Here is a 17,961-nt window from a genome sequence, read left to right as displayed (position 1 = left end):
CTAGGTAATTGAATTGTAATTTGAATTCTTGACCGGAAACGGGTATAAACGCCCACCGAGGGGGATCGATATTTTTCACTTTTTTGAGGGATTAACATGAAACACTACGCTTTCTCGCATCATCTTAAGCAGAGCCTACTACTGCTGGGCTTGGCAATCACTACGCCTATCGCTTCGGCAGCGGCATGGAGCGGCACAGCCAACTACACCGCAGCTCCCGGAGCCACCGGCGACGAAGCCGTTGTCGGCCCGTTCGACACCTACGACTTCGGCTTGGGCGTTGGCTTGGTTAAAGTCAATAACGACGGCACGCTGAGCGGCTATTTCCAGACCTATGTCAACGACCACATTCTGACCAATGCCGGCGGCATCAACGTGCCGCAACTTAACGTCAGCGGTGCATCTGGTAGCGGCAACGGCTTCGAATTAACCGTAGTCGCCAATTTTACCGGCACCTATTCCGTATTGCCGGGCGGAGTGCAAAGCTTCTCGCTGACCGGGGGTAATGTAGGCTTGTATTTCGACACCACGCCTGACTTCAGCTTCGGCGCCGATAGCGGCTTTAATGATGGCACTGCGATTTTATCCGGCACGCTGACCGGCGGTAGCGGATTTATCTCACTATCTTCCGGCAAAGGCATCGAACAGCTGGATCTGAGTTTTTCCGGGATTTTCGGCAGTTCCAATTCCAGCGTTTATAGCGCGCCGATCGGCGGCGGCAGTGCTTTGTTTTCAATCGATTTGAAAAACTCGACCTTGCTTCCCGGCATCACCAGCGTGCAAGGCCACAACAAAAGCGAAGGCTCGTTGGCTGCCGTCGACGGCTCCATCAACCTGACTGCAGTGCCGCTGCCGGCGGCGGCGTGGATGTTCGGCGCAGGCTTGGTCGGCCTGTTGGGCGCGGGACAACGAAAAAAAACCGTCGCCTAAACCACTCCGGTTAGGACTTCGCTGCTTTGCTGCCCCGGCGCTTCAATCGGGGCAGCAGATTCCGGCCGACTCGCAACATCAAAAATCAGGCATTCCCGCGAATCGCAAACACAAACCGAACAACCCTTCCCATTCGTTGCCAACGGCCTGCCCCTTGATGCAACGGTCCACCTCTGCACCGGCCCGTAAAATCCCCTGTAACTGTTCGTCCCGCAAGCGCCGAGACGCCTCTTGCACCAAAGATTTGCGTTTATCCCAAATCTGAAACTTCTTAAACACCACTTCCGAATTAACACCACGCCGCAACTCGGCTTTGACCAGCAACAACATCCGGGTTTCCCGGCAAATCGCCCATAACACGATAGAAGCGGCTGTGCCTTCAGTCCTCAAGCCATTCAGGATTTTCAAAGACCGGTTCAATTTTCCCTCCAGCAAGGCATCGGTCAATTTGAACACGTCGAAACGGGCGCTGTCGGCAACGTCGTCCTCAATCATGGCTTTGCTGACCAAAGCCGCACCATGCAAGATGTAAAGCTTTTCGATCTCCTGCGCGGCCGCCAATAGATTGCCCTCGACACGAGCGGCCAGGCTTTTCAACGCCTCGTTATCCAACCGCATGCCCCTGCGTTCGGCGCGGCGCTGCAACCAGTGTAACAACTCCTGCCCCTGCAGCGGCCAAACTTGGACGATGACGCCAACGGCATCCAACGCTTGAAACCATTGCGACTTTTGCGCCGCCGACTCCAGTTTGCCGGCCGTCACCAACAGCACGGTATCTTCCGGCAGGTGTTGGCAATAGGCGATCAGAGCCTTGCTGCCTTCCGTTCCAGGCTTCGCCGAAGGCAGGCGCAGATCAATTAATTTTTTGTCGGAAAATATGGATAGCGAATCGGCTTCCAGGCTCAGTTGCGGCCACTCGTGGCCGGACTCAACCGAAATCACTTCGCGGGTGGTGTAACCGGCCGCGCGGGCAGCCTGGCGAATGTCGTCGGCGGCCTCGCCCAGTTGTAAAGGTTCGTCGCCGCTGACCAGATAGACCGGCGCCACGGATTTTTGCAACGCCGCAGCCAACTGCTCGACTTTCAAGCGCACGTTTTTTACTTCTGGTTGTCGATCGCCACCCGGGCGCGGGCCAGGATCATCCGGGCCGCCTGCTTGTAAATCTCGCCGCGGATCAACTGTTCCTCGTTGGTTTTCGCCAACACCGCGGTCTGGTCGTTGAAAAATTCGCGGGATAATTCGATGACTTGTTCGTCCATCATCGCAGTCTCCTTATCGTCGAAGAACTGGAAGCGCAGATAATATTCCAGCTCGGATTCACTGGATTTACCGGTGGAGCCGATAGACAGCACCCGGCTGCGCATGTCTTCTCTCAACACTTTGATGACGACACCGGCCTCGTTGGGCGTCGGCGCCAATTTGCCTTTCGAAGCCCGCATGATTTGCTGCATTTCGTTTTGCAACGGTCCGGAAGCGCCGAAAATGTAAAGACTCTTCAGCGCGGCCGGCATCTCGATCGAGCCGCGCAAATGGTAGCCGCAACCGGCTTGCGCCAACAATGCCGCCAGGACCAGGAATCGAAACAAGCGCTTCATCGGCTTTTTACCAACGCAATTAAACAACGATATTCACCAGTTTTTGCGGCACGACGATCAGCTTTTTGACCGGCTTACCCTCGAGGAAGCGCTGCACGTTGGCATCGGCCAAGGCCAAGGTTTCGATCTGTTCCTTGGAGGCGCTGACCGCAACCGCCAATTTGCCGCGCAATTTGCCGTTGACCTGCACCACCATCTCAATGCTGTCCTGCACCAACGCCGACTCGTCCAGTTCCGGCCAAGCCGCGGTAACAATGTCGCTGTCGCGGCCCAGGTCGCTCCACAGTTGCTGCGCCGCGTGCGGAATGATCGGCGCCAACATCAGCACGATGGCTTCCAGCACTTCCTGGCGTACCGCCCGGCCGTTGGCGCTGTCGTCCTCAAATTTGTTCAAGGCATTGACCAGTTCCATGTTGGCAGCAATCGCGGTGTTGAAGGTGTGGCGGCGGGCCATGTCGTCGGTCACCTTTTGCAAGGCCTGGTGCAACTGGCGGCGCAGGGCTTTTTGATCGTCGCTCAGCGCAGCCTTGTCCAGCGCCGCTTGCGGCAGCCCGGCTTCGACATGCAAATACACTTGCCGCCACAAGCGCTTCAGGAAGCGAAACGCCCCTTCAACGCCGGCGTCGTTCCATTCCAGCGATTGGTCCGGCGGCGAGGTGAACATCGTATACAAACGCACGGTATCGGCGCCGTATTTGTCGATCAGCACCTGCGGATCGACGCCGTTGTTTTTTGACTTCGACATTTTTTCGATCGCGCCGACCGTGACCGGCGAACCGTCTTCCAATAACTTGGCGCCGACGATCTTGCCCTTGGCGTCGCGCTCGACTTCGATCTGGGTCAGGTTGAAATACTTTTTATGGCCGTGTTCGTCAAATTGGTAAAAAGTCTCGGCGACCACCATGCCCTGGGTCAGCAGGTTTTTGAACGGCTCATCGCAAACCAGCAAGCCTTCGTCGCGCAGCAATTTGTTGTAAAAGCGCGAGTAGAGCAAATGCAGAATCGCGTGCTCGATACCGCCGATGTAATGGTCAACCGGCAGCCAGTAGTTGGCGCGCTGGTCCAGCATCGCCGTGTGGCAGTCGCTGCTGGCGTAGCGGGCAAAGTACCAGGACGATTCCATGAAGGTATCGAAGGTGTCGGTCTCGCGCCGGGCCGGCTTGCCGCATTTCGGGCAGGTCGTGTGCGGGAAGGTCGGATGCGCGGCCAATGGCGACTGCGAACCGTCCAGCACCACGTCGCGCGGCAGGGTCACCGGCAATTGCTCGTCGGGGACCGGGACGGTACCGCAGTCGTCGCAATACACCACCGGAATCGGCGCGCCCCAGTAACGTTGGCGGGATACGCCCCAGTCGCGCAATCTAAAGTTGGTTTTGCGCTCGCCCTTGCCGAGACCGGCCAATTTGGCGGCGATGGCGTCGAAGGCTTGTTTGAAATCCAGACCGTCGAATTCGCCGGAGTTAAGCAACACACCTTTGTCGGTGAAGGCTTTTTCCGCGACGCTATCATCGCTGCCGTCAACAGACGCAATCACTTCTTTAATCGCGATGCCGTAGCGTTTGGCAAATTCGTAATCGCGCTGGTCGTGAGCCGGGACCGACATCACGGCACCGGTGCCGTAACTCATCAACACGAAGTTGGCGATCCAGACCGGCACCGACTCGCCGGTCAAAGGATGAATCGCGCTGTAACCGGAGGCGATGCCGCGTTTTTCCATGGTTTCCATCGCCGCTTCCGAGGTTTCCATCTGCTTGCAGGATTCGATAAATTCGGCAATCTCGGCATTGGTTTCGGCGGCTTTTTTGGCGACCGGGTGTTCGGCGGCGACCGCAACATAAGTCACGCCCATCACCGTATCGGGACGGGTGGTGTAGATGCGGATCGGCGACTCGAAACCGTCGACGGCAAAATCCATTTCCACACCTTCGGAACGGCCGATCCAGTTGGCCTGCATGGTTCTGACCTGTTCCGGCCAGCCCGGCAGTTTTTGCAGATCGTCGAGCAACTCCTGGGCATAAGCAGTAATTTTCAAAAACCACTGCGAAATTTCCTTTTTCTCGACCTGGGTGTCGCAACGCCAGCAGCAACCATCGATAACCTGCTCGTTGGCCAACACAGTCTGGTCGTGTGGGCACCAGTTGACCGGCGCCGTTTTTTTATAGACCAAGCCTTTTTCCAGCAGGCGGATGAAGAACCATTGTTCCCAGCGGTAGTATTCCGGATCGCAAGTCGCCAGCTCGCGGCTCCAGTCGTAGCCGAAACCCAGACGTTTGAGCTGGTCGCGCATGTAATCGATATTGGAATAGGTCCAGTCGGCCGGATGCACCTTGTTTTGCATTGCGGCGTTTTCCGCCGGCAGGCCGAAAGCGTCCCAGCCCATCGGTTGCAACACGTGTTTGCCTTGCATGCGTTGGAAGCGGCTGATCACGTCACCGATCGTATAGTTGCGGACGTGGCCCATATGTAGCTTGCCGCTCGGATAGGGGAACATCGACAAGCAGTAGTATTTTTCCTTGCCGGTATCCTCGGTTGCGGTAAACACGCCTGATTTTTCCCAATCGGCTTGGACTTTTTCTTCGATCGCCGCGGGGTTGTAATGCTCTTCCATCCTGTTCGTCTTTTGCTGTAAAAAGGCGCTAGAATACCTTACAGGCGCTTAAATCTAAAGCGCGAATACTATAATAAAAGCGGGAGTAAGCATGGGCGAAAACAAACTGATCGACGCATACGACGACTTGATGGGCCATCTGTACGAAGCGATGGACGACACGCTGCATTCGGTAGCCGACGCGCTGGAAATCGCCAAGAAAAAAACCGCCGCGCTGGGCGGCCATACCCAGGAAGAAATCAACAAAATCGCCGACTATGTGATGCGCGACGTCGAACACGTCGCCACGTCGCCAAGCCTGAAAGAAGAAAACGACTCGCTGTCCGAGTGGCTGAAATTCGACATCGAACTGATCGAGAACTTCGCGCTGGAAGCCTTTCTCGACATTGCCGACAAGACCCGGGTCAAGCTGGCGGCGCTGGAAATGGAAGCCAAACTGTACCACCCCTACCAGAGCGGCGAAGTGGCCGGCCCCGGCACCTTCACCTGCGACGTTTGCGGCAAGCAAATCGCCTTCAAATCCACCAGCATCATCCCGGCCTGCCCCGAATGCAAAGGCAGCAGTTTCAGCCGTTGTTGATATTGCGGGCTCAAACCTTATAATGCGGGCTTTATTTTTCCTTGATCGAGGGCGATTATGCGCAGGGTGATTTTCAATCAGAAAGGCGGCGTCGGTAAATCCACCATTACCTGTAATTTGGCGGCGATCAGTGCCGTTGAAGGCAAAAAAACCCTGGTAATCGACCTCGACGTCCAAGGCAACTCGACGCAATACCTGCTGGGCAGCAAGGTCGCGGATTCCGATAAAACCATTGCCCACTTTTTCAAGGACAGCCTCGGTTTGGGCCTGTTCGGCGGCGGCAAGGAAGGCCTGGACGGCCTGATCCACGAAACGCCCTTCCCCAACCTGTACGTGCTGCCGTCGCATTCCGACCTGGAAGGCCTGCAAAGCCGGCTGGAGTCGCGGCATAAAATCTACAAACTGCGCGAAGCGTTGGAACGACTGGAAGGCTTCGAGCACATCTATATCGACACGCCGCCGATTCTGAACTTCTACAGCCTGTCTGCGCTGATCGCAGCCGAAAGATGTCTGATCCCGTTCGACTGCGACACCTTCGCCCGCGAAGCACTTTACACGCTGATGCGCGCGATCACCGAAGTCAAAGCCGACCACAACCCGCATCTGGAGGTGGAGGGCGTCGTCGTCAACCAATACCAAAAACAAGCCAACCTGCCGCGGCAACTGGTCGAAGACCTGATCGCGGAAGGCCTGCCGGTACTGGAAACCAAAATCTCCACCTCGGTTAAAGTCCGCGAATCGCACAGCGATGCCCAACCGCTGGTCCACTACGCCCCGTCACACAAACTGACCGAAGAATACCGCGCCTTGCATTTGGAAATTCACCAATAGCCCATCCCGCGCGCTATAAAACCTACAAGGCCAGGCCCAGCCTGGCTTTTTTACGCGCTGTTGTCCGTTACGCCCAAAGCAATTGAGCCATCCCTCCGATCCGTTTCGATACGGCCAGCGCCCGTCGACCAAACAAGCTTCACGATTCTGATAAACTGAATATCACCTGATCGACGCACCGATTTGGCGCCGATCGATTAATCGTCAAATCGGACTTGGCTTACACTCACATCGGTCATCCCGTCCTATGAGGCAACGCACCGCAGATAAGCGTAATGTGTTAACTATCGAGTCCCACAGAGTGTTATACGCTGTGGCATTCGGTATTGTGATTATTTTTCTGGCCTCTATCGGTTTCAATCTCCACCTCCGCCAACAGCAAAGCCTGGATAAGGCTCTGCGCGAGGATTCCCAGCGCATTTCCACAAAAATCAACGAGCGTTTGAACGCCTATGCCCAGCTATTGAAAGCCGGCGCCGGCCTGTTTGCGGCATCCAACACCGTCGAAAGAGCCGAATGGAAAAATTTCGTCGAAAAGCTCGACCTCGATCAAACTTACCGGGGCATTCAAGGGGTCGGATTTTCCGAATTGATTTCCCGAGCAGACTTGCCAGCCCATATTGCCCAGATCCGCAACCAGGGCTTTCCCGAATATGTGGTCAATCCGCCCGGCGATAGAGAGCAGTATTCCAGCATTATTTTTCTGGAACCTTTTTCCGGCAGAAATCTAAGGGCGTTCGGCTACGACATGCTATCCGAGCCCACCAGAAACGAGGCGATGCTGCGGGCGCGAGATATTGGGGACATTGCATTCTCCGGCAAGGTAAAACTGGTGCAGGAAACCAAAACCGACGTTCAAGCGGGAGTATTGGCTTATTTGCCGGTTTTCAAGAATGGTGCTATCACCCAAACTTTAGACCAGAGACGCGCGTCGCTGATCGGCTGGGTGTATAGCCCTTACCGCATGAACGATCTCATCAAACCCATCGTCGAGGGCGAACTGTCCGCGCTGGATTTACAAATTTTCGATGGCGAAAAAACCACTGCAAATTCCTTGTTCAATAGTGCGCCCGACATGACAGCGGACGGGTATACCGCAGCCAATCCGCTATTGACGCATGACGTCAATCTCGAAGTCGGCGGACACACTTGGATCTTGCATTTTACGGCCCTGCCCGGTTACGCAACCATCAACCACGTCGCTAAGCCGTGGCCCGAGTATTTCGGCCTGGTGTCCATCGCTTTTTTGACATTGGGACTGTTTTGGCTGTCTGCAAATACGCGGATTCGCGCCCACAAGATCGCTCGCAACCTCACCGACGATTTACGGGAGCAAACCGAACGCTTGAAAGCCAACCAGCTGTTACTCAAAGAATCCGAAAGCCGCTTTCAGTCGGTTTCCAATGCCGCACCGGTACTGATTTGGGTTGCCGGTGCCGACGGGCGCTGCAATTGGTTCAACAAGGTATGGCTGGATTTTACCGGGCGGACCATGGAACAGGAATTGGGCCACGGTTGGACGGCCGGGGTGCATCCGGACGACATCGATCGCTGTCTCGAAATTTATACCGGCCACTTCGACCGGAGAACCTCCTTCCACATGGAATACCGCTTGCGGCGTCATGACGGCGAGTACCGCTGGCTCCAGGATAACGGCGTTCCCCGTTTCGACGCCCTGGGAAATTTTCTGGGCTATATCGGCAGTTGCTTCGATATGACCGAAAACATCCTGGCCTTGGACAAAGCCAGAGAAAGCGAGGAACGCTGGCAGTTTGCGCTCGAGGGCGCCGGCGACGGCGTCTGGGACTGGAATATCGGCGCCGGCCTGATCGTCTATTCAAAACGCTGGTACGAAATTCAGGGCTTTGAAGAAGGGTCGATGAAGCCCGATATCGACACCTGGCGGCAACTTGTCCACCCAAACGACCTGGCGATAGCCGAGGCGGCGTTGCAAACCCACTTTAGAGGCGAGTCGCCCAATTTCAGCTGCGAGCACCGGGTTATCTGCGGCGACGGCCATTACAAATGGATTCTGGGACGCGGCATGGTAGTCAGCCGAGATGCCCAAGGCAACCCGTTGCGGGTGATCGGCACCCATACCGACATCACCGAAAGAAAGCAGCAGGAACAGGAGTTAAAGCAGCTGCTTCGCATCATCAACGAAAGCCCTGACTATATCGGTACCGCGGACATGTCGGGGAATTTGCTGTTCCATAACCTCATGGCGCGGCGAATGGTGGGGCTGGACGACAACGCCGACCTTTCCAACCGCAAGATCCAGGACATGCACCCGGAATGGGCTGCGCAGAAAATTCTGGAAGAAGGCGTTCCGGCCGTTCTGAAACACGGTTACTGGAAAAATGAAACCGCTATTCTGAACCAGGACGGCCGAGAAATTCCCGTCTCCCAAATCCTGCTTCTGCACCGCGACGAAGCTGGCAATCCGCAAATGCTGTCTACCATCATGCGCGACATTACCGAACAGAAGCAATATCTGGTTTCGCTCGAAGACGCCAAACAAGTTGCCGAAGGCCTGGCCAAAACCAAATCCGAATTCCTCGCCAACATGTCGCACGAGATCCGCACGCCGATGAACGGCATCATCGGCTTATCCAAACTGGCGCTGGACAAAGAGCTGCCTGTCGAAGTCAGAGACTACCTGGAAAAGATCAATGCGTCTTCAGAGAGCCTGTTGGGCATCCTGAACGACATTCTCGATTTCTCCAAACTCGAGGCCGGAAAGCTCACAATCGACCAACAACACTTTAACCTCAAAACCTTGCTCGATAACTTATACAGCCTGTTCTCGCACCGTGCCGCCGAAAAGGCGCTGGCCTTGACCATCGATATCGCTGAAGACACACCCGCCGACCTGATCGGCGATGCGTTGCGCCTGCAGCAAATCCTCGCCAACCTGATCGGCAACGCTATCAAGTTCACCGAGCGCGGACGGATCGGCATCCACATCAAACCTTTAGCGCAAGAAGGCTCGTCGGCCCGGCTAAGTTTCGCAGTGGCCGACAGCGGCATCGGCATCACCGTGGAAGACCAACGCCGGCTGTTTCAGCCCTTCAGTCAAGTGGACGGTTCCGCCACTCGCCGCTTCGGCGGTACCGGCCTCGGTCTGGCCATCACCAAACAACTGCTGGAACTGATGGGCAGCCAGCTGAAAATCGATAGCACGCCGGGACAAGGCTCCACCTTCCACTTCGTGCTGCCCACCGTTTTGGCTTCAGCGCCCTCGCCTCACGTCATCGACCGCCGTTCCGAACGGCGCAGTGCCGGCGCATTGAGTCAAGATCTGCGGCAAAAAGGTCTAGCACTGGCCGGCGCCCGGGTTTTGGTCGCTGAGGACAACAAGATCAATCAGAAAGTGGTGACGGAATTCCTCAAACTCGCAAACGTTGAGGTCGTCATTGCCAACAACGGCGCCGAGGCGCTGGAATGGCTGGAGCGCCAAGAGTTCGACGCCATCCTGATGGACGTCCACATGCCCGGCATGGGCGGTGCCGAGGCTACCGGCAGGATCAGGGCAAATTCCAAGTACGTCGAACTGCCGATCATCGCGCTGACGGCCGGCGTTACCGAAACCGAACGCGAAAACTGTCTGCAGATCGGCATGACCGACTTCCTGCCCAAACCGCTGGATCCCGAGCAGATGATCGCCGTACTCAGCCGTTGGATTCGGCGGCCGAATCCGCCGCAGCGGCCATCGACTGTCGGCCAAATTCCGGAAAATGCGGGTGCCGAAGCAGCGAAACCGTTGTCGCCGGATACCACAACCGCGTTCTCCATCCCGACGCCAGAGGCCGAATGGCCGAGCATTCCCGGCATAGACTCCGCTCGTTCTCAACTCAATTTATTCGGCGACCGGGAGCTTTTTATCGAGTTACTGGCGCTCTACGCCGGCGAAAATAACGAAGTGATCGCCGGTTTGAAAAGACATTTCGCCAACCGGGATTGGACTGAGGCCAGACAGGTTGCGCACCGACTCAAAGGCCAAATAGCCAACCTCGGCGCCAGCGATGCCGTCGCCAAGGCCGCGGCACTGGAAGCGGCTTTAAAAGCAAACTCGCCCGGCACCGAGGAAGCCTATGCGCAATTGATAGCGGAAAACGACCGTCTATTGGCCGCCATCACCGGCTGGCTAAAAACCAACGCCCGGATTCAAGCAGGCAACCATGCGAACTAAGCCGATAGTCCTGGTCATCGACGACGATCCCCTGACCCACAGGATCATGGAGCGGATACTCGCTTCGATTTGCACCGTGCGCGGCACCAAAAGCGGGAAAGACGGCGTGGCCATGGCCATTGCCCAACAACCGGATTTGATTTTGCTGGACATGGTCATGCCCGATTTCTCCGGCCAAGAGGTGATCAAGGCCCTGAAATCGCACAAGGACACGCAAGACATCCCGACCATTTTCGTGACGGCGGAAACCAATTTTCAAGTGGAAGCCAATGCGCTGGAAATGGGCGCGGTGGATTTCATTACCAAACCGGTGAATCCCTTAGTGCTGATTGCCCGGGTCAAGACACACTTGCGCTTACGTCGCCGGGAATTGGAGCTGACAGCGCTTTACGCCGAACTCGATCGAAAGAATCAGCAACTCAAAGAACTGTCGACTCACGACCCACTGACGGGGCTCTACAATCGGGTGATGCTGTTCGATTTCATCGAGAAACAGTTCGCCTACCTCATCCGCTACCAGTCGCCCTGCAGCTTGGTCATGCTCGATCTCGACCATTTCAAAGCGATTAACGACGAGTACGGGCATTCGATGGGCGACACCGTGTTGACCGCAATCGCCCAGCGATTGTGCAACCGCCTTAGAAACTCGGACTTGGCCTTTCGCTACGGCGGCGAAGAGTTCCTGGTGATCCTGCCGCAGGCCGGAATCTCGCAGGCCAAAGAACTGTTCGAACAAATCCGCCAAGACATCCATGACGATGCGATGGGCGGCTTACCCCAAGGCAAGGTCACTGTAAGCGTAGGCATTACCGAATTGAGCTCCGACGGCGATAGCGTCGAAGATGCGACTAACCGCGCCGATCATGCCCTTTACGAATCCAAACACCGGGGCAGAAACCGCGTCACCGTGTTTTGATTCGCGGCGACCGTCGCCGACTTTGCCGCAGATGCGGCAAAGCCCCTCAACCCGCCATATCCAACACCGAATTGTCCAGCTTCGCATTCAAGCGGCTGAACGCTTTGTGCAGAACTTCCCAGCCGGTAAACGACACCACCAGCCAGCCGCCGGTACGCCGCTCCCATTCGGTATCCAAGAGCACCCCGGCCTGGACCAGGCTGACGAACGCCGCATCGCTGGGCGCTTCGATATAGGCCAGCGCCGCCGGCAAATGCGCGGCGGGCACCAGTCTGGCGCACGGCTGGTCGTTGTTGGCATGACGGTCCGTGTACATCACATAGCCGGGATCGATACCCAAGGCTCTGAGCTCGTTGCAATAATCGGCAAACCCGTAAAACGGAAACGGCAATGTCAGACTCATGGTTAAACTCCGGATAGTACTGATCCAACCGCCGGTCAAGCGTCGCCTTGACTAGGCGCTTGCTGGCGCAGCAGGCCGCCATGGCGGATATCGACGCCGTCCAGCATAAACACGGCATGTTCGGCAATGACGCGGCAATGCTCGGCGCACCGCTCCAAAATTTTCATCATTTGCATGATGTCCAGCGCCCGGCGGATCATGCGGGCGTCGTGCAGCACATAGGCCAATTGGTGTTTGATCCCTTCCTGCAACTCGTTTTCGCAGAGCTGGTCGCATTGCAACAGCGCATAGGCTTGCTTGGAGTCGCGGTTTTCGAACACCACCATCAACTTGTCCAGAATCAACTTGACCAAGCCGCCCATCTTGACGATGTCGGCCAGCAATTTTTCGTTCGGATCGCTGGTATTCGGATCGAACAACACCGTAATCAGTCTGGCAAATTCGCCGATTTCGTCGCCGATTTTGGAAAACTCCGCCGAGATCTTCGATACCGACAACACCAGACGCAAATCGTTGGCCACCGGGCAATGCCGGGCAATAACGCTCAATACGCCATCGTCGATCTTGCTTTCGAAATGTTTCAGCTTTTTTTGGCGGGAAATGACTTTTTGCGCCAGTTCGGCATCGCCGTAATCCATGGCCTGCATCGCTTGCTCCAACTGGTAAATCAGCAAGTCGGTCACTTCGAGCAACAGACCGTACAAATGATTCAGGTCGTTGTCGTATTCGTGCAAGGTATGCGGATTGCCGCTGGTGTCGGTCGGAGTGGTCATGGCCAAGCCTCTATCGGGTTAACGCGATTTTTTACACCCGGAGTTTAACCAGCCAAAATGACAGGAATGTGACGGGCGCCGGCTGGCGGGACCTCGTCTGATACAGGCCTGCCGCGGATGACGGAATTGTGACAAGCGGGCGCCACCGACAAAATCGGCGACCAGCAACCCTGGCCCGGCAAGTCGTCATACTGCTGTCATAAACAGCCAGAAAAATACGCCCATCCGCTATCCATACCCGGCGTATTTATGACTGCCTCTACATACCGAACCATCTGGATTTCCGATTTGCACATCGGCTCCACCCAATGCCACGCCGAAGCGCTGCTGGATTTTCTGAAACACAACGACAGCGAAAAACTGTATCTGGTCGGCGACATCATCGACTTTTGGGCCTTGTCGAAAAAGATGTACTGGCCGCGCGAGCACAACACCATCATCCAGAAAATTCTGCGCAAAGCCCGCCACGGCACCCAGATTATCTACGTCCCGGGCAACCACGACGAAAACGTGCGCGAATACGACGATTACGTATTCGGCGACATCGTGGTCAAGCGCTCCGACATCCACACCACCGCCGCCGGCAAACGCTTCCTGATCGTGCACGGCGACGAATACGACACCATCGCCAGACACCACCGCTGGCTGGCCAAGATCGGCAGCGTCGGTTACGACTGGCTGATCGAAATCAACCGCTTCCTGCGCATCTGCCAGAAACTGATCGGCTACCGATCGCATTTTTCGTTGGCCGCCTTCGTCAAATTCAAAGTCAAAAACGCGGTGCAATTCATCTCCGATTACGAGGAAAGCATTGTCCGCACCCTTAAAAACCAGGGCTTGGACGGCGTGATCTGCGGCCACATCCACCACGCCGAAATCAAGGAAATCGAAGGTTTCACCTACGTCAACACCGGCGACTTCGTCGAAAGCTGCACCGCCATCGTCGAACACGCCGACGGCCGCCTGGAGCTGGTGAACTGGTTGAAACAGGAAAAACCGAACCCGGAAGCGCACGCGGAACCTGGCCTGCCCCACGCCGGCTAGGCATCGCCCCACCCGCCCCGGTGTAATACGTTTCACCAAAACTTCCGCAAACCGTCACCGTATCTTAACCTGCGGCCCCGGCTTATCCCGCAAAATGCGACCGGGCTTGCAGAATCGGTTGTTACAACCGGTCCCGCCTCGGCGCTACCCCCTTGAGCCAGCGGCGGGATTTTCTGCGAGTCGGCCAGGCGCCAAGCCTGTTCGCTGTTATTGCCATACAGAGACTATCCGACCATGATCGCAAACCCACTTAGCCGCTTGCCGCTGCTGGCGGCGCTAGGCGCACTCGCCACTTCGGTTACTGCCGAAGCCGCCACCCCGGTATTTATCAACGAAATCCATTACGACAACGCCGGAACCGACACCGGCGAGGCCATCGAAATCGCCGGCCCGGCCGGCACCAACCTCAGCGGCTGGTCGCTGGTACTGTACAACGGCAACGGCGGCGCCAGTTACAACACCAAAGCGCTGAGCGGCGTCATTGCCGATCAGACCGGCACCGGCTTCGGCACGCTGAGCTTCAGTTACCCGACCGACGGTATCCAGAACGGGTCGCCGGACGGCATTGCGCTGGTCAACGGCAGCACGGTCGTGCAATTTTTAACTTATGAAGGCAGCTTTACCGCAGTCGGCGGCCCAGCCGCCGGCAAAGTCGGCGTGGATATCGGCGTCAGCGAGTCGAGCGTCGCCATAGGCCAGTCCCTGCAATTAAAGGGCGCCGGCAGCAGCTATGAAGATTTTGCCTGGACGACGGCAGCGGCCAATAGCTTTGGCAGTCCCAACGCCGGCCAAACCTTCGGCGGCATTACGCCGCCACCGCCCACGTCACAGTGCGGCCAGCCGGCAACCTTGATCAGCGCGATTCAGGGCAGCGGCGGCGTTAGCCCTCTGAATGGCACGGCGCAACACGTTGAAGCCGTGGTCAGCGCCGACTTTCAAGGCAGCGGCAATTTGAATGGTTTCTTCGTCCAACAAGGCAGCGATGCCGACGCCAATCCGGCCACTTCCGAAGGCCTGTTCGTGCTGGCCAATACGCCGGTCAACGCCGGCGACCGGGTCCACATCGTCGGCAGCGTCGCCGAAACCTTCGGCATGACCCGGCTGGAAAACGTCGCTGCTGTTGAAGTGTGTTCCAGCGGCAACGCCCTGCCCGCGCCGGTGACCATCAACCTGCCGTTCGACAACGCCAATAACGACCCGGAACGTTGGGAAGGCATGCTGGTAAAACTGCCGCAAACCCTGACCGTGACCGAGAATTACAATCTGGCCCGTTACGGCGAATTCCTGTTGTCGTCCGGCGGCCGTTTGTGGACGCCGACCCAAGTCGCTGCGCCCGGCCAAGCCGCCAACGATGTTGCGGCACAAAATGAATTGAACCAATTGTTGGTCGACGACGGCAGCAACCAGCAAAATCCCGATCCGGTGATCTATCCGCAACCGGCCGGCTTGAGCGCGGCCAACAGCCTGCGCTCCGGCGATACGGTAACCGGCGCCACCGGCGTGTTGGCTTACGATTTCGGCGTCTACCGTTTGCAGCCGACCCAACCGTTGGCGTTTAGCGCCAGCAACGAGCGTCCGGCCAACCCGGCGCCAACCGGTTTGGGTTCATTGAAAGTCGCCAGCTTCAATGTCTTGAATTACTTCAACGGCAACGGCTTGGGCGGCGGCTTCCCGACGGCGCGCGGCGCCAATACCTTGGCCGAATTCAACCGCCAACGGGGCAAAATCATTCCGGCCATCCACGCCTTGAATGCCGATGTAGTCGGTTTGATGGAAATCGAAAACGACGGCTACGGCAGCACCAGCGCCATCGCCGACCTGGTCAACGGCTTGAACCAACTGGCTGGCGCCGGCACTTACGCCTTCGTCAATCCGGGCCTGAGCAAAGTCGGCACGGACGAAATCGCGGTCGGCATCATTTATAAGCCGGCGAAAGTCACAACTGTCGGTAAGGTGGCGATTCTGGATTCGTCTGTTAACCCGCAATTCATCGACAGCAAAAACCGCCCTACCCTGGCGCAAACCTTTTTGGACAAAGCCTCCAACAAACTGCTGACGGTCGCGGTCAACCATTTGAAATCCAAAGGTTCAGCCTGCGACGACGTCAACGACCCGGATACCGGCGACGGCCAGGGCAACTGCAACCAAACCCGCACCGATGCCGCGCAAGCCCTGGCTAGCTGGCTGGCCGGCGACCCGACCCAGCAAGGCGCGGCCAACAACTTGATCGTCGGCGACCTGAACAGCTATGCCCAGGAAGACCCGATTACCGCACTGAAGAACGCCGGCTACCGCAACCTGCTGGAAACGATGATCGGCAATCGGGCAGCCTACAGCTACGTGTTCGACGGCGCGGCCGGTTATCTGGACCATGCGCTGGCCAATAGCCCGCTAGCGCCGCAAGTCAAAAGTGCTGGCGAATGGCACATCAACGCCGACGAACCGCGCGCGCTGGATTACAACACCGAGTTCAAATCGGCCAATCAAGTCACCAGCTTTTACGCGGCAGATGCCTACCGTTCCTCCGACCACGATCCATTGCTGGTCAAGCTTTTCGTCCCCGGCGATCTGGATAACGACGGCGATGTGGACGGCAACGACGCCGGTCTGATCAAGGCTCAAGTCGGTAAATGCGTGGGTAAGACAGGGTTTAACGCCGAAGCGGATTACGACATGAGCGGTTGCGTGACGTACGCCGATTATCGAATCTGGTACGGCCATTTCAACAGCTATACCGCCTCCATTCGCGCTCAATAACTCCGGCTGGCCGCCGGCAAACCGTTTGCCGGCGGCCTTGATTAATTTTTAGGATCACAATATGCAAAACTTGCTTCGTATTCTGGCGCTATGCGGCGCCAGCCTGTTGCTGACCACGGCCCATTGCCAGGCAGCCACCCTCTCCTTCAGCCTGGAAACCGCTGCCGATTCAATCCGGATCGGCGATGTATTCGCTATCGATGTGGTCGTGCACGATCTGTTCGCGGCCGATAGCAGCGACGAGCTGTTGGCTTTCGGCTTGAACACCGCCAGCTCGATCTCGGGCCTGGTGGAATTTCAAGGCAGCACGATCAATCCGCTGTTCTCCGACGACAGCTTGCTGGTCAATCTGCACGCCGCCGGCTCGGCGTTTCCCGGCATCGGCAGTAACCCCTCGACCGCATCGACGTTCAATCTGGCGACTTTGCATTTCAAAGCGCTGGCGGCCGGCCAAGTGACGTTGGCGATCGCATCCGATTTATCCGACTTCAATCAAGGCCTGATCTTTTTGAACCAAGGCCCGGTGGCGATCAATGCCAGCCGTGGCTTTGAGATTACGGCCGTGCCGTTGCCGGGGGCTTTGGTTATGTTTATTAGTGGGGTGGTGGTGGGTTTGGGTGGGTTTCGGCGGAAACGATGCTAAAACTTGATGCAATCCGATTTGGTTTTGTGTCGCTGACGCGACGACTGTTTTAATGTCGGTTCGCGGACCGACAACCGCGATACTTTCTTTTGCTTGGCCAAAAGAAAGTATCCAAAGAAAAGGCCACCCGACATTCCGCCTTAATCCTGCGCTTTTGCGAAAACCATCCATGGTTTTCGCCCTGCGGGCCAGCCTATCGGCTGTTCAAATTTGCTCCAGGCAAATTTGTCGCTTTTGCCGAGGGTTTTCGGAAGGGCCATCCTTGGCCCTCCGAAAACGCACGGCATCCCTGCCGCGCCCCTGCGGGCTATTCTCGCCAAAAGCTCCGATGCTCGGGGCGGAATAACGGGAGAAAACCACTCCCAAAGTCTAACGAAAATTCAAAAAACGTAGGGTGGGCAACGCTTTTTTGCCCACCGTCAACGGTATATATTCTATTCCGCGTGGGCACAAAAACCGTGCCCACCCTTATATCTCGATTCTGACCGAAAAAAGAAGCAGAATCCCCGACTGATCATCGGGAGGGCGATGGAGAAGACGTGCCCACCCTGAGGCTTTAAAACCTGCCTTGTAGATAGTTCTCTCCATCGCCCGCACTCACTTTAAAGTTCGAACGGTATTCTAAGGGCTTGGTTAACCTTGACCCTGTATGCATAAGGCTGAACTTTGCGAGTGTCCATTCTGATCCA

General features: G+C 56.7%; 13 protein-coding genes. 8 read left to right on the top strand and 5 right to left on the bottom strand.

What is annotated here, in order from left to right:
• Nucleotides 1–96: 96 nt before the first annotated feature.
• Nucleotides 97–930 carry a flocculation-associated PEP-CTERM protein PepA gene (gene pepA / locus AC0IM9_RS02785; protein WP_482802973.1) on the top strand — a complete coding sequence of 278 codons (834 nt, stop codon included), beginning with the start codon at nucleotides 97–99 and terminating at the stop codon, nucleotides 928–930.
• A gap of 78 nt (nucleotides 931–1,008) precedes the next feature.
• Here pepA and holA read toward each other — a convergent pair whose 3' ends face one another.
• The 3 genes from holA to leuS are packed head-to-tail and all read right to left on the bottom strand — an operon-like array spanning nucleotide 1,009 to nucleotide 5,133.
• A complete protein-coding gene (holA, locus tag AC0IM9_RS02780; RefSeq protein WP_482802972.1) occupies nucleotides 1,009–2,022 on the bottom strand; it encodes a DNA polymerase III subunit delta in 1,014 nt (337 codons plus the stop codon).
• Between the two features lie 5 nt (nucleotides 2,023–2,027).
• Nucleotides 2,028–2,525: an LPS-assembly lipoprotein LptE gene (locus AC0IM9_RS02775; RefSeq protein ID WP_482802971.1), complete on the bottom strand. Its 498-nt coding sequence runs from the start codon at nucleotides 2,523–2,525 to the stop codon at nucleotides 2,028–2,030.
• Between the two features lie 19 nt (nucleotides 2,526–2,544).
• Nucleotides 2,545–5,133 carry a leucine--tRNA ligase gene (leuS, locus tag AC0IM9_RS02770; protein WP_482802970.1) on the bottom strand — a complete coding sequence of 863 codons (2,589 nt, stop codon included), beginning with the start codon at nucleotides 5,131–5,133 and terminating at the stop codon, nucleotides 2,545–2,547.
• A 91-nt stretch (nucleotides 5,134–5,224) separates the two neighbouring features.
• Between leuS and AC0IM9_RS02765 the strand changes: the two genes are divergently transcribed.
• The 4 genes from AC0IM9_RS02765 to AC0IM9_RS02750 all read left to right on the top strand — a co-directional run bounded on the left by AC0IM9_RS02765 (nucleotide 5,225) and on the right by AC0IM9_RS02750 (nucleotide 11,652).
• On the top strand, nucleotides 5,225–5,713 hold the full coding sequence (locus AC0IM9_RS02765) for a zinc ribbon-containing protein (protein ID WP_140910934.1): 489 nt from the start codon (nucleotides 5,225–5,227) through the stop codon (nucleotides 5,711–5,713).
• 57 nt (nucleotides 5,714–5,770) lie between these two features.
• Nucleotides 5,771–6,544, top strand: coding sequence for a ParA family protein (locus AC0IM9_RS02760; protein WP_140910933.1), 774 nt, complete (start codon nucleotides 5,771–5,773; stop codon nucleotides 6,542–6,544).
• A 313-nt stretch (nucleotides 6,545–6,857) separates the two neighbouring features.
• Entirely contained in the window at nucleotides 6,858–10,736 is a 3,879-nt protein-coding gene (locus tag AC0IM9_RS02755) for a CHASE domain-containing protein (RefSeq protein WP_482802969.1), read from the top strand.
• Entirely contained in the window at nucleotides 10,726–11,652 is a 927-nt protein-coding gene (locus AC0IM9_RS02750; RefSeq protein WP_482802968.1) for a GGDEF domain-containing response regulator, read from the top strand. Before AC0IM9_RS02755 ends, AC0IM9_RS02750 begins: the two co-directional genes overlap by 11 nt.
• Nucleotides 11,653–11,698: 46 nt before the next feature.
• Here AC0IM9_RS02750 and AC0IM9_RS02745 read toward each other — a convergent pair whose 3' ends face one another.
• Nucleotides 11,699–12,055: a hypothetical protein gene (locus AC0IM9_RS02745; protein ID WP_278210990.1), complete on the bottom strand. Its 357-nt coding sequence runs from the start codon at nucleotides 12,053–12,055 to the stop codon at nucleotides 11,699–11,701.
• 35 nt (nucleotides 12,056–12,090) lie between these two features.
• Complete coding sequence (gene phoU, locus AC0IM9_RS02740; RefSeq protein WP_140910929.1) at nucleotides 12,091–12,828, bottom strand: phosphate signaling complex protein PhoU; 738 nt, start codon at nucleotides 12,826–12,828, stop codon at nucleotides 12,091–12,093.
• Nucleotides 12,829–13,077: 249 nt separating this feature from the next.
• Here phoU and AC0IM9_RS02735 point away from each other — a divergent pair, with 249 nt between their 5' ends.
• The 3 genes from AC0IM9_RS02735 (at nucleotide 13,078) to AC0IM9_RS02725 (ending at nucleotide 17,272) form a co-directional block, all read left to right on the top strand.
• Nucleotides 13,078–13,872 carry a UDP-2,3-diacylglucosamine diphosphatase gene (locus tag AC0IM9_RS02735; protein ID WP_278210989.1) on the top strand — a complete coding sequence of 265 codons (795 nt, stop codon included), beginning with the start codon at nucleotides 13,078–13,080 and terminating at the stop codon, nucleotides 13,870–13,872.
• A gap of 234 nt (nucleotides 13,873–14,106) precedes the next feature.
• Nucleotides 14,107–16,629 carry an ExeM/NucH family extracellular endonuclease gene (locus AC0IM9_RS02730; RefSeq protein WP_482802967.1) on the top strand — a complete coding sequence of 841 codons (2,523 nt, stop codon included), beginning with the start codon at nucleotides 14,107–14,109 and terminating at the stop codon, nucleotides 16,627–16,629.
• A gap of 61 nt (nucleotides 16,630–16,690) precedes the next feature.
• Nucleotides 16,691–17,272 carry a hypothetical protein gene (locus AC0IM9_RS02725; RefSeq protein ID WP_482802966.1) on the top strand — a complete coding sequence of 194 codons (582 nt, stop codon included), beginning with the start codon at nucleotides 16,691–16,693 and terminating at the stop codon, nucleotides 17,270–17,272.
• Nucleotides 17,273–17,961 lie beyond the last annotated feature (689 nt).

The sequence above is a fragment of the Methylomonas sp. Uni0011 genome (genome assembly GCF_056850255.1).
The sequence above is the reverse complement of the archived record's forward strand: the minus strand, read 5'-3'. Positions and strand labels throughout refer to the sequence as shown.